This is a genomic window from Spirochaeta dissipatitropha, assembly GCF_054657935.1.
Genome location: NZ_BAAHXT010000023.1, coordinates 1 through 20,424 on the forward strand (window position 1 = coordinate 1; position 20,424 = coordinate 20,424).

The 20,424-nt window shown below is 51.4% G+C and carries 17 protein-coding genes; 15 read left to right on the forward strand and 2 right to left on the reverse strand.

Features of this window, described 5'->3' with window-relative positions:
• Positions 1-8 precede the first annotated feature (8 nt).
• Positions 9-377 carry a type II toxin-antitoxin system PemK/MazF family toxin gene (locus ACYQ2L_RS16500; RefSeq protein ID WP_460058102.1) on the reverse strand — a complete coding sequence of 123 codons (369 nt, stop codon included), beginning with the start codon at positions 375-377 and terminating at the stop codon, positions 9-11.
• 19 nt (positions 378-396) lie between these two features.
• Between ACYQ2L_RS16500 and glgX the strand changes: the two genes are divergently transcribed.
• Positions 397-2,535, forward strand: coding sequence for a glycogen debranching protein GlgX (gene glgX / locus ACYQ2L_RS16505; protein ID WP_460058065.1), 2,139 nt, complete (start codon positions 397-399; stop codon positions 2,533-2,535).
• 24 nt (positions 2,536-2,559) lie between these two features.
• Here glgX and ACYQ2L_RS16510 read toward each other — a convergent pair whose 3' ends face one another.
• On the reverse strand, positions 2,560-4,212 hold the full coding sequence (locus ACYQ2L_RS16510) for a MutS-related protein (protein WP_460058067.1): 1,653 nt from the start codon (positions 4,210-4,212) through the stop codon (positions 2,560-2,562).
• Between the two features lie 90 nt (positions 4,213-4,302).
• Between ACYQ2L_RS16510 and ACYQ2L_RS16515 the strand changes: the two genes are divergently transcribed.
• From ACYQ2L_RS16515 to ACYQ2L_RS16580, 14 genes are all read left to right on the forward strand, one after another.
• Positions 4,303-5,148 carry a hypothetical protein gene (locus ACYQ2L_RS16515; protein ID WP_460058069.1) on the forward strand — a complete coding sequence of 282 codons (846 nt, stop codon included), beginning with the start codon at positions 4,303-4,305 and terminating at the stop codon, positions 5,146-5,148.
• Entirely contained in the window at positions 5,120-6,892 is a 1,773-nt protein-coding gene (locus tag ACYQ2L_RS16520) for an ATP-binding protein (protein ID WP_460058071.1), read from the forward strand. Before ACYQ2L_RS16515 ends, ACYQ2L_RS16520 begins: the two co-directional genes overlap by 29 nt.
• A gap of 484 nt (positions 6,893-7,376) precedes the next feature.
• Positions 7,377-9,203, forward strand: a complete 1,827-nt coding sequence (gene thrS / locus ACYQ2L_RS16525; protein WP_460058074.1) for a threonine--tRNA ligase — start codon at positions 7,377-7,379, stop codon at positions 9,201-9,203.
• Positions 9,200-10,738, forward strand: a complete 1,539-nt coding sequence (locus tag ACYQ2L_RS16530; protein ID WP_460058076.1) for a carboxypeptidase M32 — start codon at positions 9,200-9,202, stop codon at positions 10,736-10,738. The genes thrS and ACYQ2L_RS16530 overlap by 4 nt, the downstream gene beginning before the upstream one ends.
• Positions 10,735-11,547 (forward strand): hypothetical protein, encoded by an 813-nt coding sequence (locus ACYQ2L_RS16535; RefSeq protein ID WP_460058079.1) that lies wholly within the window; start codon positions 10,735-10,737, stop codon positions 11,545-11,547. The genes ACYQ2L_RS16530 and ACYQ2L_RS16535 overlap by 4 nt, the downstream gene beginning before the upstream one ends.
• Positions 11,548-11,550: 3 nt before the next feature.
• Positions 11,551-12,321 carry a 5'/3'-nucleotidase SurE gene (surE, locus tag ACYQ2L_RS16540; protein ID WP_460058082.1) on the forward strand — a complete coding sequence of 257 codons (771 nt, stop codon included), beginning with the start codon at positions 11,551-11,553 and terminating at the stop codon, positions 12,319-12,321.
• A gap of 62 nt (positions 12,322-12,383) precedes the next feature.
• Entirely contained in the window at positions 12,384-12,713 is a 330-nt protein-coding gene (locus tag ACYQ2L_RS16545; RefSeq protein ID WP_460058085.1) for a WGR domain-containing protein, read from the forward strand.
• Between the two features lie 64 nt (positions 12,714-12,777).
• Positions 12,778-13,416, forward strand: a complete 639-nt coding sequence (gene pgsA, locus ACYQ2L_RS16550) for a CDP-diacylglycerol--glycerol-3-phosphate 3-phosphatidyltransferase (protein WP_460058087.1) — start codon at positions 12,778-12,780, stop codon at positions 13,414-13,416.
• Positions 13,413-14,210, forward strand: a complete 798-nt coding sequence (locus ACYQ2L_RS16555) for an HAD family hydrolase (RefSeq protein WP_460058089.1) — start codon at positions 13,413-13,415, stop codon at positions 14,208-14,210. Before pgsA ends, ACYQ2L_RS16555 begins: the two co-directional genes overlap by 4 nt.
• Positions 14,211-14,295: 85 nt before the next feature.
• The gene (locus ACYQ2L_RS16560) at positions 14,296-15,588 is read left to right on the forward strand and encodes an efflux RND transporter periplasmic adaptor subunit (protein WP_460058091.1); all 1,293 of its coding nucleotides are present in this window, start codon (positions 14,296-14,298) and stop codon (positions 15,586-15,588) included.
• Entirely contained in the window at positions 15,585-16,325 is a 741-nt protein-coding gene (locus tag ACYQ2L_RS16565; RefSeq protein ID WP_460058093.1) for an ABC transporter ATP-binding protein, read from the forward strand. Before ACYQ2L_RS16560 ends, ACYQ2L_RS16565 begins: the two co-directional genes overlap by 4 nt.
• A complete protein-coding gene (locus ACYQ2L_RS16570) occupies positions 16,322-17,566 on the forward strand; it encodes an ABC transporter permease (protein WP_460058095.1) in 1,245 nt (414 codons plus the stop codon). Before ACYQ2L_RS16565 ends, ACYQ2L_RS16570 begins: the two co-directional genes overlap by 4 nt.
• On the forward strand, positions 17,566-18,858 hold the full coding sequence (locus ACYQ2L_RS16575) for an ABC transporter permease (RefSeq protein ID WP_460058098.1): 1,293 nt from the start codon (positions 17,566-17,568) through the stop codon (positions 18,856-18,858). Before ACYQ2L_RS16570 ends, ACYQ2L_RS16575 begins: the two co-directional genes overlap by 1 nt.
• Positions 18,858-20,183: a TolC family protein gene (locus ACYQ2L_RS16580; protein ID WP_460058100.1), complete on the forward strand. Its 1,326-nt coding sequence runs from the start codon at positions 18,858-18,860 to the stop codon at positions 20,181-20,183. Before ACYQ2L_RS16575 ends, ACYQ2L_RS16580 begins: the two co-directional genes overlap by 1 nt.
• Positions 20,184-20,424: the final 241 nt, after the last annotated feature.

Here is a 20,424-nt window from a genome sequence, read left to right on the forward strand (position 1 = left end):
AGCTGTAATTACAATATCCATTCGGGAAGGATTGCTCTGCAGGCTGTCTGAATTTTCTGCTTGTCGCGGTCGCTTACAGTGCCTCTGCGGTTTTGAATCAGCTGTTCGTCTATTGTGAATATTTTCCAGCGCAGGATTGAGGGTTTTCTTAAGCCGGCTTCCTGCCAATCTTCCAGGAGAATATCATATTCCCAGCGACTGCGCTCAGCGCTGGTAATCATCATCAGGATGCTTGCTCCGGTTTTATCGCTGAAGGTTTGCTGCGAGAGCATAAGAGCTGGACGTGTCTTCTTTGCATTTGCATCAATATCTGGAATTGTGTTCCAATCTGGAAGTTTTTTCGTTATTAACCCGCTTTTATTGGACTGAGCGCCAATTCCGCAGTATAAATACCCTGTGAAGTTTACATATAGTCCTGGAAAATGTTTGCCCTTCGGTGCAACCTATACCCCGCACGGGGTTCAATTCTCGATTTTCAGCAGGAATGCAAGCGCTGTGTTCCTGCAGTTATATAATTCTGTTGATGATGCTCAGCCTGCTTTCGAGATCAAGCTGGATGAGCATTTCAAGACCGGCGATATCTGGCATGTGCTGGTGCACGAGGCCAAACCCGGGCAGCTGTATCTGTACCGCGTAGATGGCCCCTATGAGCCGCATGAAGGGCACCGTTTCCATCCGGGGATACCCTTAATGGATCCCTATGCCAAGGAGCTTGCTTATCCCGATGAGTACGAGCTGCAGACGGCTCGGGGATACGACTATGATTCAGAGCATAAGGATATGGTCAGAGGTCCCGGCCGCGATGCTGCACGATTCCCGAAATGTGTGGTAATCGATGACGATGCCTTTGAATGGCAGGATGACCGACCTCTGAATTATCCGCTGCAGAATACAGTGATCTATGAGGCTCATGTTCGGGGCTTGAGCGCTCATGTCAGTTCCGGCGTAGAGCATCCGGGTACGTACCGGGGTATTATCGAAATGATTCCCTATCTGCAGGAGCTCGGCATTACCAGCCTGGAGCTTCTACCGGTACAGGAATTTGATACTCGTGAGTACGACCGCATAAACCCGGAGACAGGTAAGCCGGTAAGTAATTACTGGGGATATAGTACTCTTGGTTTTTTTGCTCCGAAGGCTTCCTATGCCCACGATCTTTCACCTGGCGGTGGAGTGCGTGAGTTCAAGGAGATGGTGCGTGAGCTGCATAAGGCTGGAATCGAGGTGATTCTGGATGTTGTGTACAACCATACCGGAGAGGGCAACGAGATGGGCCCGACGATCAATTTCCGGGGGCTGGATAATTCCGTGTATTACATGCTGGATGACAAGCGGCGTTACTACAAGAATTATTCCGGCTGTGGTAATACCTTGAACTGCAATCATCCCGTTGTGCGGACATTGATTCTGGACAGTCTGCATTACTGGGTTACCGAGATGCATGTGGACGGATTCCGTTTCGATCTGGGGTCGATTCTCGGTCGCGACCAGCGGGGACATTTAATGGAAAATCCTCCGATTCTTGAACGCATTGCCGAAGATCCGGTTTTGCGCGATACCAAGATCATTGCTGAAGCCTGGGACGCTGCCGGGGCGTATCAGGTAGGGTGGTTTCCCGGGGGACGCTGGGCGGAGTGGAATGACCGTTACCGTGACGATGTGCGTCATTTCTGGAGGGGAGATTTCGGAGCAGCCCGTCAGCTTGCAACCAGAATGACTGGTAGCTCTGACCTTTATCTGCGCGACGGTCGCAAGCCTTTTCACAGCATTAACTTTATTACCAGTCATGATGGTTTTACCATGCGTGATCTGGTCAGTTATAACAGCAAGCATAACCGGGCTAACGGCGAAGATAATCGTGACGGGCATAACCATAACATCAGTTTTAACCATGGGGCTGAAGGCGAGACACATAATGAAAAGATCCTGAAGCTCCGTCTGCAGCAGCAGAAGAATTTTCTGGCAACGCTTATGCTCTCTATCGGGACACCAATGCTGCTTGCCGGAGATGAGCTTTCCAGAAGTCAGAACGGTAATAATAACGCATACTGCCAGGATAATGATCTGAGCTACACCGATTATTCACGGGAGGGAACAGCTGCCGAGATATTTGATTTTACCCGGCGACTGATCGCCTTCCGGAAGGATCATCCATCACTGCAGCGCCCGGAATTCTACACCGGACGTGATGGCTCTATGAATTCGATTCCGGATATAAGCTGGTTTAACCCTGCTGGTGAAGCCCTGGATTGGGCTACCGTCAACGACTGTCTGGCTTACAGGCTGGACGGCCACAAGAAAGAAATCCATTCCGACGAACACGACAATGACTTCTATATTATTGTGAATGCTTCCCGGCATGCGGTGGCCTTTCAGGTAGTGGAAGCCATTGGGAATAAGCGTTGGTACCGTGCGATCGACACCGCACTGAGTGCCGAGGACTGTTTTTCCGATGCAGGATCGGAACCCCCTGTAGCAGAGGATGGGGTGTACCCGGTACGCGGAAAAAGTGTGGTTGTATTGATTGCGCGTTAATTTTCTAACGACTCATTGTAGGGCTCAGTCCAGCTTCAGTCGCTCCTGCAGATCTTCCAGGCTCAGACGGTATTTCCGGGCAATATCCAGAGCAAAACTCCGACCTTCTGGTTCAGCCCGGACAATTCTGAAACTGCGTTCAGCCGCCTCTTCTTCCTTGCCGCTATGTGCACTGATCTGTGCAACCAGGCTGGCAATCGGTGAAGGGCCGTCGACCATCGAATTCAGTTCGGGAATTCTTAAAGCTAGTTCATGCAGATGAGTAGCAAAGACGCCGCGGGCGCCGATCATGCGCAGCCCTAGTACAATATCCTCTGCCAACCGGCTGGCTTCACCGGGGCTGGTACTCGAGAAGGTCTCGTTCAGGAGCACCAGTGAATTCGGACTGACAGCCTGGAAGATTTCATCCAGGCGTTCAAGCTCCTCGCTCAGTCTTCCGGTTGTCAAAGCTCCGCGTTCTTCAGAAGGAAAATGGGTCAGAACGTGATCAGCAGGAACAATTCTGGCAGATGACGCGGGTGCAAACAGCCCGGCCTGGGCACAGATAAAGACCAGAGCCAGGCCCTGTATATAGGTTGTTTTTCCTCCCTGGTTAGGTCCGGTAAGCAGGTAATAGCCGGCGTTGTGGTCAAACAATGCATCATTTGGAATCAGTTGCATGGGTTCCCGGCTTTTCTCACTGGCGGTCAGGGCGAGCTGGAGATTTACAAAATCAGAAATGACAGTGTTGCTTCCTGATGCTTCAATAGAAGGAAAGCAGCAGGAAATCCCCGCATCCTGTAAACGCTGCATTAATTTCAGTCCACCAAGGAAAAACGAAAAATCCTGCCTGAGTTCACGGAGGAATGCCGTGTTCAAGGAGAGGTAGGATTCAAGAGTTCTGTTCATCGGTTTGATCAGAGATTTAAGGATTTCGTTCAGATCAGCAAACATCGGAGCCAGTGGTACCTGGGTGCTGTACTGACCCTGGGCATTTTTCAGGGTCTGATGAATCGGTGCATGGGTGCGGAATTCCGGCTTGACCTGTTTCAGAAAGCCGCCCAGAATACTTCCTTCAGTAAAGGCCTGTTCATTTACCGAGAGGATGGTTGCCTCAACCGGACGCAGCTTGTCATCCAGATTTACACCGATTGTGAGGCTTTTCCGCCTGCGGATACCTGCCAGCAAATGAGGGAGTTCTTTTTGCAGCGACTGAAACGCAGCATCCTGACGGATTTCCCTGATTTTTTCAGACAGGGCAATTAATCCTTCTGATTTCGGCGGACTGCTCAGTGATTCAAAGCAGTCCCCCAGAATGTTTACCGCATCGCTGTACATTTCCAGTTCGCCGATTCTCCATACCGCCGTAAGGAGCGGCGCATCGCTTTCTCTGGCGGTCCGAACAAACCGGGTGATCTCATCAATCAGTGGAATAGCTTCTTCTATGGCCGCGCACAGCTGCGGATAATTCATGAGGTCATGGAACACCGCCTGCCGGTATTCGATTATCCCGGGATCAGTTTCCAGTCGCCCCAGAATCTTCACTACTGATTCATGGTCCGGTCCGCTGCGGCAGATTGCTCTTGCAAGGCGGTCTACAGCCAGATCGCTGAGGCTGAGTTTGCTGATTTCATGACCGCTGGACTTCTTTCCGGCAGGATAAAGGAGCCTAAGCTCTGCTGACGCTGTATCACCCATGCAGATACTCTACCTGCAGGAATGAAAAAAGTGAAGCTCTGCATGTCTATTCAGCTGGAATCTTCAAATCCGAAGCACTATACTATGACTATGAGTAAAACACGGACAGGACTGGCGACCCGACTCGGTATAGCCCTGGGTATACTTTTTTTCACCCTTCCAGGAGTGTATATCCTGACAGGGTACAGCATAACAGCTAACCCGGCAGCATATCTGAAACCGGCAGCCGCCCTGCAGGAACTGCTGATTCCCTTTCACCCTTTGATTGAATCATTCTCAGGAGTATGGACATATCTGCCGCATGTGGTATTTTTTCTGTCTGTTCTGATCAATCTTCTATTGGCTCTTATTGTGCGTAAACTTCCCCTGCCTGGAATCCGTCACTTCACGTATCTCTTTCTTTTCGGTGCAGTGCTCGGCATGGCGGTATTCGCCCAGGCTGCTGGTCTCATTCCTTTTGCAGAGAATCTATCGGCAGATCCTGCGGCAGCTGTCCCCAGGATATTATTTTACCCATCGGCAATGCTGCTGCATGCGGTATGGTTGGTAGGCGGGTTTATGGCTTATCTGCTTCCTGTATATGGAACAGGTGTAGCCATCGCGCTGCTTCTGTCCAGAGCGAAGCGCAATAGCCTCCTGATGAGGGCCAGTCTGCTCTATGCCACCGTGCTTGCAGTCTCTCTGCTTGCAGGGTTTTTTATGCCGGAAACTCTGCAGCCTCAGCTCAATAGTTTGCTGCTTGGTCTTATGCCGGCGTGGCTTGCTGTTATCATCAGTCTGCTGCTGCTTCTTGCCTTGTCAGAGGCTGTTTTGCGGGTGTTTACTCAGCGCAGTCTTCTGACAAAGGGTGCAAAACTGTTTCCATATAGCACAAGCCACAGTACAGAAAACAACACAGCAGATCCCAATGATCAAGAAGAAATTACTCAGACATAATCGAAGCAGGATAATTGTCGTCCTGGTCTCAGTGCTACTGGTGCTCACAGTATCGTTGTTGAGTACATGGTACTACAATCAATTGCGCAGCAGGTTGTTTTTTCAGGCTGAAGAAACGTGGTCGGTACAGTCCGAGCGGGCGGTGCAGGACGTGTATTTTCATATACTGGAAAACCGGCAGCTGCTCTTTGACCTTGCCCGGTTACCCGCAATTCGCGGTTTTGCTGGAAGCATGCCGGACAGTCGTGAAGAATCAGATTTTCTGGAAAATCCCTACTACCTGGAGGTTCAGGCCCTCTTCCGTGAATTCATGCAGGAAGAACGCGTCGATTTCCTATTCATGGGAAGTATACACAGTAGCGGATGGATAGGTCCCGAATGGTTTGAAGTCGCAGAAGATTACGATGCTCATAGCAGGAACTGGTTCCTGCAGCCGCAGCTGCGTAATGACTTCTATGTCTCTCCCCCATATGCCCCGACAAACGCACCGGAAAGCAGGGTTGTTACCATGAATGTTCCAGTAACCAGGGACGGTAGTTTTATCGGTTCGATTGGCCTGGACATGCAGATGGATGGTATTTTTGCGGCACTCCGCACGCGGGCCGAGCAGAGTGGAATGAGATATTCCCTGCACAGCACGAATCCCCGCCGCTCTGATCAGGAATATTATATGCTGTTCCATTCTGATTATACTTTGCTTGAGGATGTCAGGCTGGTAGATATGCTTCGTGACATCGGAGTGGGGAATGATGACCACGTTGCTGAACTGGCGGCAGCCTTACTGCAGCCTCAGTATAGCACTCATTCGTATCGCGGAAGCAATTCCCGCAACCGGATGCTGGTGCAGCGTAGTGTGCCGGAAACCGACTGGATCCTCCTCATAGACAGTGATATTTCTCATCTGGAAAATCAGGCAGCAGGCGAAGCCCTGAGGTTCCTTCTGGCAGGTCTTCTGATCGCTGTTCTGGTGACATTGGTTCTGGCCGGGTATCTAAATCTGCAGAAAAAGAATCGATTGCTTGGGAATACCATGCAGGAGATAGTGGACATGCAACACAGGCTCCTGCAATCTTCCAAGGAAAGTGCGCTCGGTCATGTAATTATGGGTCTTGCACACGAAATCAATACTCCGCTCGGGAATGCTCTCATGATAAGCTCTATCGCTGCCGAACAAAGCACGGATGCTGAAGTCCAGATTCTGTATGATTCGCTGAAAAAAATCGCTGCGATGGTAACAAGATTCAAGGAACTGGATGTACTTACCAATCGTCAGGCAGTGGAATATGAGCGTCTCAGCAGTATTGTACGCAGTGAGTTCGATCTGTACAGTCTTGATCGGCAGAGAAATACTTCGCGCTTTGAGCTAGTGCTGAATATTATGGAAGAGCCTGAAAGAGTCCGGCAGGAATTCCGGATTATCCTGCATGAGTTAATAAAGAATTCGTTCGAACATGCCTTCGATTACGGTGCCAGGCAAGCTGGTGCAAGAATCAGGATATCACTTGAACGAAAAGATAACAGCTGGATGCTTCAGTATGAAGACAACGGAAAACCAGTTGAACATGAGCTTCGGGAATCAGTATTTGAACCCTTTGTAACCTCAGGACGCCGCGACGGGAAAATCGGTCTTGGACTTTTTCTCGCCAGCAGCATCATTCATAATCTGCTAAATGGGGATATTCAACTGCTTGAAAGCCCAGGCAATGGCACCTGCTTTCTCATGACCTGGCCAGTCGAAAACTGAAGACTCTATTCACAAGTTGATGTTGTCAAGTTGGCCGACAGGATTTTGGCAATATACTTCTGCTCCCTTGACATCATCCCTGATTTCCCGCAACAATATAATCTGAAAGCAATGATGGAGACGAGTATGTGCGCAGCGGGCCTTGAGAGAGGGGTTTCACCGGCTGAGAGAATCCCGGCGGCGCCGCACAGAAAACCACTCCGGAGCTGCGGTTCCAAAGCATCTGCGGTATAGGCGGTATAGCCAGTCTATATGGGGCAGTGCGAGTAGTTTCCGCCGTGACCCGTCCGTACACGGGAGAAGAGTGCGCAGCAATCGCCAGGAAAAAAGAGCGCTGCGAAATAAGGTGGTACCGCGGTACGCTGGGTGTGAAGCTCTTGCGTGTTCGTCCTTATCCTTACGGCTTTTGCCGGGGATGAGCGAATGCGCAAGGGCTTTTTTTATGCCCTGGTGCGGCTCGCAATTAAATAGTCAGGAGGTCTGTATGCCGAACATACAAGTACAGCTGGAAAGCATTCAAAACAAAGTCGATCGAATCGATCCCCCGGGCAAGGCCTGGAAGGAGCTGACAGCAGACGAGAAGCTCTATAAGATCCGTCATTCGCTTTCTCATATTCTCGCTCAGGCAGTGCTGGATACATTCCCGGATGCACAGCTGGCAATTGGTCCGGCAATCAGTACCGGTTTCTATTATGACTTTGATCTCCCCGCACCATTGAAAGAAGATCAGCTTCCTGCCATTGAGGAGCGTATGCGTGAGATCGTCAAACAGAAGGTTGAGTTCAAGGGCTATGAACTGCCGAAGGACGAGGCCAGAAAGGTTCTGAAGGGACAGGTATATAAAGAAGAACTGCTTGAGGATCTGCCGGAAGGTGAGAAAATCAGCTTTTATGTACAGGATGGTTTCACAGATCTCTGTGCCGGGAATCACGTCGAACACAGCGGGCAGATCGACCCGAAATCCTTCAAACTGATGTCGGTGGCTGGCGCATACTGGCGCGGGGACGAGAAGCGCCCCATGCTGACCCGAATCTATGGTGCGGCCTTCCAGAACGGTAAGGAGCTCAGACAGTATCTCGAGCATCTGAAAGAAGTCGAGAAGCGCGATCATCGCCGCCTGGGCCGTGAACTGGATCTCTTCCATTTTGAACCGGATAATCCGGGGCAGATTTTCTGGCACCACAAGGGATGGAGCATTTACCGCACCCTTCAGGAATTTATCCGCCGGAATCTGGCTGAGCAGAATTATCAGGAAGTGAACACTCCATCAGTTATGCCGAAGGGACTCTGGGACCGCTCCGGTCACTGGGAAAAATACCATGAACACATGTTTATTACCGAAAGCGAAAAGAGATTGTTTGCTCTCAAACCGATGAACTGCCCGGGGCATATCGAAATTTTCAAGCAGGGTTTGAAGTCCTACCGGGATCTCCCCCTGCGTATGGCGGAGTTTGGTTCCTGTACCCGGAATGAAAGTTCCGGTGCTCTGCATGGAATAATGCGGGTCCGGGGATTCGTGCAGGACGATGCGCATATTTTCTGTACCGAGGAACAGATTTCCAGTGAGGTCATTCTGTTCACCGAGCTTCTCAAGAAAATGTATGCGGCCTTCGGCTTTACCGATGAGAACATAATAGTCAAGTTTTCCACCAGGCCGGAAATCCGTGTCGGTGATGATGCATCATGGGACCGGGCCGAGGCTGCCCTTGCAGCAGCCTGCGATGCCGCAGGTCTGAAGTATGATCTTGCTCCAGGCGAAGGCGCGTTCTATGGACCCAAGCTTGAGTTTACCCTGGTGGATGCCCTGGGCCGTGAATGGCAGTGCGGTACTATTCAGGTTGATTATCAGCTGCCGAGCAAGGAACGACTGGATGCCGGTTATATCGGCGAGGACGGAGACCGGCATACTCCGATCATTCTGCACCGAGCCGTACTCGGATCACTCGAGCGCTTTATAGGTATTCTGATCGAGCATTTCGCCGGAGCATTCCCGGTATGGCTGTCTCCCGTGCAGGCTATGATCATTCCCGTTGCCGCGCCGTTCTTTGGCTATGCAGAGGAAGTGCAGAAAGAGCTGAAGTCCAGGGGAATCCGTGCCGAGGTTGACCTCTCGGATGATCGACTGAATGCCAAAATCCGCAGTGCACAGACCGGCAAAATCCCCTATGCTGTAATAGTAGGGGAACGCGAGCAGGAAGAGCGTGCGGTTTCAGTACGCAAGTACGGTGGCACTCAGGAGAACGGAATACCTCTGGATTCCTGGGTATCGCTGGTTGCTGAAAAAATCGAAACAAAGGATCTTGAATTATGAGTAATACATCACAGACAATAAGTGCAGCCGCAGAGGCTGCTTTACAGGAACTGAAAGCAATCGATTCCGAGGTGGTCAAGTTGGGGCAGGTGACCAGTCTTCTGCATTGGGATCTCGAGACCCAGATTCCCTCAGCTGCGGTACCTCAGCGGGCAGAGCAGCTAAGCTATATGAGTGGCCTTCTTCACGACAAAGCAACTTCCCCGCGAATCGGTGAACTGTTGGACATTCTTTGTCCTGAAGGCAGGCCCTTGGCTGAGCTCCCCGAGCTTGAGCAGCGCCGGGTACGGGCAGCCCGCCGGGCATACGAGAAAGAGGTCAAGCTTCCGAAAGAGCATGTCCAGGAGCTCAGTAAAGTCACGAGTCTGGCTAATCATGCCTGGGCCGAGGCCCGACAGAAAAACGACTTCGCCTCATATGCACCGCACCTTAAAAAAATAGTTGAGCTTAATGTAAAGACAGCCAACTATCTCGGATATGCTGATCACCCCTATGATGCCCTCCTTGACCAGTATGAACAGGGCATGACCGTTAAAACCCTGGACCGGGTATTCGGCGAGATGCGCGCAAGTCTGGTTGATCTGGTAAGTCGTATTGCTGCTACCAAGCAGGTAAGGACTGATTTTCTGACCCGGAAATATGCAGCCGACAAGCAGGAAGCCTTCAGCCGGAAAATCGCCAGTGAGCTGGGATATGATTTTAACCGCGGATATCTCACCGTATCTGCGCATCCCTTTACTATTGATCTGTCCAGTGACGATGTGCGTATTACCACCCGTTATGAAGAAGAGTATTTGCCAACTGCTCTGTTTGGCACAATTCATGAAGCCGGGCATGCCATGTATGAGCTCGGCTTTGCAGAAGAAATCAAGAATACAATGCTGGCCAGCGGAACCTCACTTGGTATCCACGAATCTCAGTCCCGCTTCTGGGAAAATCTGGTCGGACGGAGCCGGGAATTCTGGCAGCGCTACTATGCAGAGCTTAAGGAGCTATATCCCGAGCAGCTCTCGGATGTCGATCTGGAAGCCTTTTACAAGGGGATCAACAATGTCCAGCCCTCATTGATCCGGGTTGAAGCAGATGAGGTTACCTACGGCCTGCATGTAATTCTTCGTTACGAGATTGAAAAGCAGCTTATTACCGGGGATCTTGCAGTGGAGGACTTACCCGAAGCCTGGAACAAGCGGATGCAGGAATTCCTCGGCATCGTACCACCAGACGACCGTGATGGTGTGCTGCAGGATGTGCACTGGTCACATGGCGCTATCGGTTATTTCCCTACTTATGCGCTTGGAAATCTTTACGGGGCTCAGTTTACTACTGCAATGGAAGCAGAAATCGGTAATCTGAAGAACCTGGTCGAGAAGGGGGAGTTTTCGGTAATTCTCGATTGGCTGCGCCGCCATATTCACCAGCATGGCTCGGCAAAAACACCACAGGAACTGCTGCAGGATATTACCGGACAGGAGCTGCAGGCTCAGCCCTTTATCGACTATCTTGAAGAGAAATACGGGGAGATTTATTCACTGTGATTACAAGCGCCTCATCCGCAGCAATTGCGTTTCTTTGCAGCGCCATTTCACTCGGGGCTGCTGCTGGATGGGGCTTTAGACTTTTTATGCCGGTGCAGGCAAAACGGAGCAGACTGCTTGACCTGCCCGAGCCGGCTTCAGTTCGTCGGCGGGTACAGAGCGCGCGTAGAGCCTGGCTTCTGTTTTCGCTTGCTCTTGCTACGGCAACGGCAGCCGCTGGCTGGCTGACTGAATCAGCTGTTCTTGGTGATCCGCTTGCATTGTATGTCTTGAGTGCAGGTTCTGTAGTCGGGCTGCTGTTGATCTGTTTTCCACTCTCGGCCGGCCTGCCTCTGCTGGCTGGTTTTTTTGCTCTTGCCATAAGTCTTGTAGCCCAGTCCGGTCCCCTTTCACCCCTGCAGCCTACGACAGATCCTTTGCATATCCGACCGCTGCAGCTGGGAGAAGAGGAGACGGAACTATCAGAAATGGATCAGTCCCGGATGGAACTGCAGCTCTGGTACGCGGATCAGACCGATCGGTTGAAAATTGAGCTGGATGGCAATGCCTATAGAGTAGTATGGCATGAGTACCGCATTTCCCCATGGTATCTTCTGCTCAGAACTCGCGTTCTGGTTCCCGCGAAAATCCAGTCTTCTTATGTTTCGCATCGGGAACCGGAAGCTTTTTCTGCCTCCGGGGAGTTTGAGTTGAATGAAGTTCATGATTTCCCTCCCTGGATCAGGGTAGAGATTTCTGAGTATTATGAAGGACAGGTAATTCCCAGGCTGCAGCGAACAGTCACACATGACTATAATCAAGGACAGTAGTATATGAAAGAAAAACACGGCAAGAAAAACATATTAATAGTGAATGATGATGGTATTCAGGCCCCAGGGATCAGGGTACTGGCTGAGATCATGCAGGAATTCGGTACGGTCTATGTCGTAGCTCCGCATACCGAGCAGAGCGCCATCGGTCATGGCATAACCATCCACGATCCTTTCCGGGTGCATCATCAACCAGGCTGGCAGCCTGCAAGCGACGCCTGGAGCCTGGAAGCCAAGCCTGCTGATTGTGTGAAGTTTGCACTCTACGCGCTGAATCTCCCGATTGACCTGGTAGTCTCCGGGGTAAATAACGGGCCTAATATAGGTACCGATATTATGTATTCCGGAACAATGGCCGGGGCCAGTGAGGCCATCCTTTGCGGTGTGCCGGCGATAGCGATTTCTACGGATCAGGGCTGCTTCAGTATTGTGCAGCGCTATCTGCCGGGAATGCTGCGCCAGATTCTCGGACAGAACGTGCCGGACAGAGACAATGTGCTGAACATCAATTTTCCCCGGGCAGATCACGCCCAGGCGCAAGGTGTGTGCTTTACGGAAACAGGATTTCGAACATTTCTGCATGACTTCTATGAAGAAGAGGAGAATCTCTTCTGGTCGCGGGGTACATGGGGAGCTGGAGAAGCCGCTTCGGGTACCGATATATGGGCTTTCGAGAATGGCTGGATATCGGTCTCTCCAATCCAGATCAACCGCACCAATTACACGGCCCTTGATCAGTGGAAACAGACAATCAATATAAATCTTCATGATTAGTCAGAAAAGAATGTTGAATCCGGCTTGAATTTAATCGCCAAAGCGCCGATAATTTCAAAGCTATGATGATCACTTTTTACCGTACCGGAGCGGACGGCGGACTACGATACTACAGCCTGAACGACCGGCAGCGGCACCTGTTTTCACGATACTCATTGTCAGCAACCTGGGGGCGTCAGCTCTCTACCGGGCGGCAGATGCTGTATACCTTTGAAAGCGCAGATGAAATGGAAAAAAAGGTGCGTGAAATCATCAAGACCCGCCTTCGCGGCGGATATAAGGTTCTGTATAGCTACTTCGGTAAATCAGGCATTTCGATCGATGATGCGCCTGCCCGGAGTAATGCTGCTGCCACGAAGGGACAGCCTGAACACCACATCCGCCTGGCTTGATTCTCTTCTTTATATTGTCTGTTTTCAGCTTGACAGGTCAGGATTCCCTGCGTAGCATGCAGGAATGAATCTGCCAAATATGCTTACTATCAGCCGCATCGCGGCTTCCCCGCTGCTTTTCGGTCTGTTTTTTCTTCCTGAATACAGTCCCGTTCCCTACGCCGTCGTTGTTCCAGTTATATGGCTGCTGTTCGGACTTATGGAAATTACCGATGTTCTGGATGGCTGGGTTGCCCGCCGAACCAATACGGTAACCGATCTCGGCAAGGTGCTGGATCCCTATTCAGACGTTATCAGCCGCCTGACCTATTTTTCTGCCTTTGCAGCACTGGGAATTATGTATCCGGTTTTTCTGCTTCTGATCGTCTATCGTGAGGTCAGTATTCTGTTTGTCCGAATGCTCATGTACCGTGATGGAGTTGCCCTGGCCGCCAGAAAAGGCGGAAAGCTCAAGGCAGTATTCTATAGCCTCAGCGGAATCGTTGGTCTCATTGTCTATTCTGTACGGGGCCTTGATATTTTTGTGGATCGACCGGATGTTTCGGCTGGTCTCGAGACAGCAGCGGCCGTTGTATTTGGTATAGCGGTACTGCTCTCCTGGAGTTCTTTCATGGATTACCTGCAGGTTTTCCGGAAAAGCCGGAAATCCGCAGGGACCGCAGAATCAACCAGTGCCGCAGAATCAACAGCAGAATCAAAATGAAGCCAATCAGCGAAATATCTGCTGAAACCCTTTCCTCTGTCCGCTATGTTCTTACAGACATAGACGATACCCTGACCGATGGGGGGAAACTGACTGATCTTGCCTATACCTCTCTCTGGCAGCTGCAGCGGCACGGAATCGGTGTTATCGCAGTTACCGGTCGCCCGGCTGGCTGGTGCGATGCAATTGCCCGTCAGTGGCCGGTTGATGCCGTGGTCGGTGAGAACGGAGCTTTTGTTTTCGCCGAGAAGAAAGGCAAGCTCGAACGCATGTATCATCCCAATGCTGCTGATCCAGATACGGCTCAGGAACGCCTCCAAGGCTTGTGGGAAATGGTCCATGAAAAAGTCCCCTTTGCGCGGATATCCAAGGATCAGTTTTCACGGATGTTTGACCTTGCCATTGATTTTGCCGAAGAGACCCCACATCTCAGTCGTCAGGATGTAAAGGAAATACACGCCTGCTGCCTGGAATATGGAGCAACTGCAAAAATCAGTTCCATTCATGTAAATGCCTGGTTTGGTGACTACTCCAAGCTCGGAATGTCCGAGCGCTATCTGCGTGAAAACTACAATGTAGATCTCTATGCCCCGGCAGACGGTGTTGCCTATCTTGGTGACAGCCCGAATGACTGTCCTATGTTTGAGGCGGTCCCGCTCAGCATTGGTGTAGCGAATGTCATGGACTTCCTGAAAGAACTGGATCCTCCACCGCGGTATGTAACCGAAAGCCGTGGGGGAGCAGGTTTCGCCGAATTTACCCAGGCAGTTCTGCTCGCCCGGCAGTCTGCCTGAAATTTTACGAACTGATTCATGAATAAATTAGCCTCATTGCGGTATATTGAGTGTTCACTTATAATACCGCTCTGGAAGGACATTCATGAACTCACAAAACTCCATAGTTCGCATGGAAAAAGTCAAAAACCCAAGCCAGCGGCGTCAGCTCTGGATATCTCTTTCAGTGCTGCTTGGTTTCGGTCTGGTCTTTGCTCTGTCATATTTCTTTTTTATGCCTCGAGAGCAGGTGTACCGGCTGCAGGATTATGACACTGCCACAGTCGTCCGGCAGGAAATCAGGGATATACTCAGAGTCAACGGCAGTGTAGCGCTCAGCAGCCGGCAGGATCTGCTTGCTCCAGAGAGCGGGCTTCTGACTGAACTGCTGATTGCACAGGGGGATCAGGTCTCTGAGGGGCAGCTGCTAGCGCGTATGCGATCCCGTGAACTCGAGGAAGCCAATATCAACGCACAAAGACGGCTCAGAGATTTAAGGCAGGATTCTGAACTCGCCGAAATTCGTCATGAACGAAATCTCGAGGATCAGCAGCTTCAGTTGATGCGTGCCAGGACCGATGTCGACCGTGCACAGGATGAACTTGCAGAGCTGCGGGAACTCCATGCTGCCGGGGCTGCATCCGGGAGGGAGCTGCAGAATGCTGAAGCTGCTTTGCGTTCAGCCGAGGACAGTCTGCATCAGGCGCAACGGAGCATCGATCATAGTAAGCTCGAATACGAGCTCGGACTCAGGGCAGTTCAGAACAGTGCTGAACGCATACAGGAAGAGGTCAGTGATATCGAACAGCGCCTTGCCGGTCTTAATCTTTTCAGTCCCCTGGATGGTCAGGTTCTGGATGTCCGGGCGCGCTCAGGCGCGTTTATAAGTCAATGGACAGAAATAGCTCACATTGCCGATACCAGCCGGCCGCATCTTGAGGTGCAAATTCCCGAGCGTTCTCTTCCTGGCCTGGAGCAGGGAATGCCGGCAGAAATCATCGTTGCAGGATCCAGGTATCCAGCTGTTTTGAGCTGGATCAGTATGACTTCCTCTTCTTCTGCCAGCGGAGCGGGTGCGGTTCTCGATGCCCATCTTGATTTTACAGGAGATCCTCCACGCCTGGTTCCAGGCACGAGTGCGAGCGCAGAAATCATAAAGGGAACTGTTCCAGACGCACTGACACTCCCCCGCGGACCGTATCTGACAACCGGTGGAGAACGAACGGTGTTTCTGGTGGATGGAGATAGGGCAGAGCGAAAGGCGGTCATTTTCGGGACTGTCAGCGGTGACAGAATCCAGGTTCGCAGTGGACTGCAGGAAGGGGATGTTATTATAAGTTCCGGTTATCAGAATTTTATTAACGAAGAAAGCATAGAATTATCAGGAGAGAAAAAATGATTCGTCTGGAAGAAGTTGTGAAAACCTACGATCTGGGAGCTGCCAAGCTGCAGGCATTGAACGGCTTGAGTCTGGAAATCCAGAAAAAGGATTTTGTAACGATAATGGGACCCTCTGGTTCCGGAAAATCGACACTGCTGCATGTTCTCGGAATGCTGGATACTCCGAACAGCGGGCTTTATTATTTAGAGGACGCCCGGGTTGATCATCTGCCCGACAGTGAAAAAGCTCGAATCCGCAATCAGCATTTTGGTTTTGTATTTCAGAGCTTTAATCTGCTTCCCGAATTTTCAGCCCTGGAAAATGTAATTATGCCGCTGATGTACGGGAAAATGTCCAGAAAAGAGCGCAAGGAACGTGCCATCGAGCTGCTTGAGAGTGTTCAGATGGGACATCGCCTGGGACATTTTCCAGCAATGCTCTCGGGTGGTGAACAGCAGCGGGTGGCAATCGCCCGCGCGCTGGCTAACAGTCCTGATCTCATTCTTGCTGACGAGCCGACTGGTAATCTGCCGCGGAAAATCGGTGATGAGATTATCTCCCTCCTGCAATCCCTGAATGATCAGGGGGTGACCGTGGTAATGGTAACTCATGATGATCTGCTTGGGCATTGCGGCACCAGGGAACTCGAGCTCCAGGACGGAAAAATTATTGCAGATCATCCCGTTGTTGAGCGCTATCTCCCGGAGACTGCCCGACTGAAATCCCAGACTCTATCTGCAGGATCAGAACTATGAAAATAAGAGATAGTCTGTTTATTGCCAGGCGTTATATACGGACGCGGCTCGCAGAATCTATTGTGGTTATTCTCGGCTTGGGTATTGGCATTGCGGTACTCACCGGTATAGTCAGTATGCAGCTGAACGTCAGAGGATACTCAAGGGATTACAGCAATATGCCCTGGTTCCGCCAGATTACCGTAAGTCCAAGTGCAAATCGCTGGTCTTCAGATGACGGGCCGGCAATCAGAATCGGGCGGGTGGGGCAGGATCCGGTGCGCTTGACCGCGGCGGAACTGTTTGAAGCCCGGGAAATGAGTCCGGATATAGAGTATGCGTTCGTCAATACTATGACCAGCGGATTTGATTTTTCCTTGCCCGAGGGAGGTCCTTCCGGCTGGTGGGATAATGAAGCTGGTATTCTTCTGGCCTTCCCCGATTATTTTCCGGCAAATAATCTCGAAATCGTGGAAGGTATTTCTTTTTCGCGACAGGATGTCGAAGAGCAGGCTCCTGTTGCCATAATCGGGAATGATCTGGCGGAGCTGGTGTTCCAGGGTGCATCTCCTGTTGGAAGACAGATCCAGTTGAATGATATTCCATTCAGCATAATTGGTGTCTTCCGGGATCTGAATCAGGACCGCTACGGCGGTTTCGAGCAGGACCCACGCTGGATGACTTCGTATCAGCTTGCATTGCCCTACGGCTCGGAGTCACAGCTCTGGGGAGGTACGGGGATAGGTGAGCTTCATCACATTGAATTTGCGGTAGCGGATTACAGCAGATTAGCTGCGGGTGTAGAGCAGCTTACTAACTATTTTCACAGCAAATTTGATCCAGATAGCATTAGAATCGATTCCCAGCTTGATTTTCAGTATCAGCAGGGTTCGAGTGATAATGCAATATTCCGGCTGCTGGGAGTGTTGACAGGAGCGGGCATGCTCATAGCCTCAATCAGCAGCATGAATCTGATGCTGGCCCGGGTGCTCCGCAGGCGTCGATCGGTAGGTTTGAGTATGGCAATCGGTGCAAGCCGTAGATCGATTTTTTTGCTGTTTGTGCTCGAGGCCTGTATGCTCGGTTTAAGCGGAGGTCTTATAGGTGGACTGCTTACAGTCGGCTTCGTAAAGTTGATTGGTTTTCAGGCAGAGCTGCTGGTATTCCTTATAAGCATGGGCATAGCCTTTCTGGCAAGTCTTGTTTTTTCTGTGTACCCGGCGATTCTGGCTTCCCGGGTTAATCCTGCGGAGGTGCAGTAATGGAACTAATTTTTGCTTCGATTATGCGGCGGTGGTCACAGAATCCGTTGCGGCTGGTTTTTTCTGTCTCGAGCCTTGTCATTGCTGTGGCAATTCTGGCAATGGTCTTCTCCATTACCTCTCAATTCAGCTCTTCCATGGGAGATGCCGAGGCAACAATCTATACCGTGGCCAATGGAACTATCAGGGGCCCTCATGAGTACGAACCTCAGGGCTGGCCGCCGAGATTTAATGCCGACACTCCTGAGGCGGTGCGGGACATGGTTCCGGATATCCAGCGGGTGAGCCGGCTTTCAGAGTGGGCGCCGGATCGATTCGTTCATGAAGGAATCGTATATAAGGTAAGCTCTGTGCAGGGAGTAGATCCGGCATATCTCGAAATGGCGAACTATGAGTTGATTGCCGGCAGGGTGTTCCGGGACTGGCCCGAGGGATCAACAGAGGAGCCAGAACTGGTAATATCGCGGGAGCTGGCAGAGTTTCTGTATGCATCGGCCGATGCTGCTGTAGGGCAGTCGATCGATGTTCAGCTGCAGCATTATGAGTATAGTGAAGAAGGCGGGCATGTAGAGCGCTTTATCAACCTTCCGGTAATTGTGAGCGGTGTCTACGAGAGTAGAGGTACCGCCATGGGACAGTCCGGAAGGGGAGCACCTCAAGCATTGGTTGCATTCAGTTCGCTGGAGCAACCCGAAGCAATCCAGCACTTTATTATTCAGTCAGATCAGCCGCCGTCCCGCCTCGAGGCGCAGCTCAGTTCTGCTGTTCAGAGTCTGCATGGACAGGATACCGAACTCAGTATCTGGAAGGGAGCTTCCTCCTGGTATCAGGGTGAGCGCGGGGGGATGGGGCAGATGTTTCGCCAGATATCCCTATTTCTGCATGGTATAGCCCTGCTTATCATGCTTATCAGCGGCTTTGGTGTTCTGAGCACGATGCTTGTTTCCACGCTTGAGCGGATGAGGGAAATGGGCCTGCGCCGGGCAGTTGGCTCAAGCTACTGGGGAATCGTCACCCTGTACGCAACCGATGTCATAGCCATGGTTCTGATCAGTCTATTGCCGGCATATATCCTGTTTCAGTTATTTTACCCGCAGTTTTCACAGCTGGTGCCTCTGTTTTTCAGGGGGATGCCGGGAGCAGAGGAGCTTGTGTCTGCCAGAAGGGCATTAAACCTGATACCCTTTCTGTCGAGCGCGGGTATAGCTCTGGGGTTTGCCCTCCTGTTCGGCATTGTTCCTGCACTGTTCTCAGCCCGGGTATCGCCGGTGGACAGCCTTCGGGAGGTATAATGTTTTTTGAGATTGATTTCCGCCTTGCTCTGGCTTGTGTTTTCTTCGCCGTGCTCTCGCTGCCTGTATTCAGTGAGTCACCGGATACGTTTCTCAGTCTTGATCAGGCGCTGTCTATCGGTCGGGAGGCTTCACCGGATGCGGTTGCGCTCAGAACCGCGCTGCGTGAGGCAGAGTTGTCGTATATGGAGCTCCGGTTTCCCTACACAACAGCCCTCAATCTCCAGGCTGGAGTAGCGATGGATTTCAGTTCTGATCCTCTCGAGCCACAGTTCAGCGACAGCCTCCGGCTGAGCGCTGGTGTGTTGCCTGGGCTCGACATTTCTGCGGGGTATTCGCGCGCAGCCGGTGCGGATGCCGGAATCAGCTGGCAGCCTGTCGGGGCATTTGATAACCTGCGCAGGCAGCAGGTACAGCTTGATTTTGCACAGCTGGAAGCTGCTCATGCGGTACTTGCCTTCGATCTCAGGGTTATGCGGGTATATGCCTCGGCTGCCCAGTCACGGGTAGAACTGGATTTTTCTCTGGCTGAGCGGGATCTCGCGCAAAGCGAGTATGAAGTCCGCCGTCGCAGGGCTGAGGCAGGGCTCATTTCCATGAATGATCTGGAGCAGGCACGAAGGCAACTTGTCTCTGCAGAAACTGCCCTCATTGCAGCAAGGCGGCAGCATATAGAGCGCTATGCTGAATTATCAGGGCTTCTTGGGCACTCGGTGCAGGGATATGATCTTGAACTGCCGCTTGCGCCGGTCGGTACAGAAGATCTTCAGTATGGAAGTTATTCTCCTTCCATGCCTGACGGACATATCAGTGCGCGTGAGCTTGAAGATGCCCGGCTTGAAAACCGGATTCTTGAAAGCGAATTGAGTCTTCAGAAGTCGGAGCGCTTCTGGCTGCCTTCATTGTCTCTTGGTCTCGACGCCAGGCAGCAGAATGACTGGATTCCTGCATTGAGAATTGATTTGCAGCTCGGCATCGCAGCCCGTGACTTTATTGCGATCGAGCGTGCCCGAAATAATCACCGCAGTCTGCTGCAGAGCCAGCGGATGCAGGCCGACCAGGATGCGATGCGCGCAGAACTGGATGAGCTTTCCTTTGCGCTCTCCCGGGCATCCTATGAAGCTGCGGTTCTTGATTACTCGCTGACCTCATCGGATCATGAGCTTGCGGAACGCAGTCATGCACGTGGGATGATCACCGACACCGAGCTGGAACGCAGCAGGCTGAATCTCAGTCGAAGTCAGTATCGGAAAAAAACCGCACATTGGCAGCTGTATCTCGAATGGTTTGAGCTTGTATTGAGTAGTAGCAAGATGGCACCATAATTTCCTCTCTCAACACACTGTAAGCAAAGATATATTAACATTGCTGCTGTAGTAGAGGGTATGTACAAAACGGAAAAAGGAGTTTCGTATGCATACCCCTCCCTTCTGTCCCAACAAGGACTGTAAGCACCACCATCATCATGAGCGAAGCAGATCCGAGAAAGAACGAGTCGGTAAATGGTTCTATCGGAAAGGTCGCCGCAGTTCAGCCTGTGCTGGTGAGTTCCAGCGCTTTCAGTGC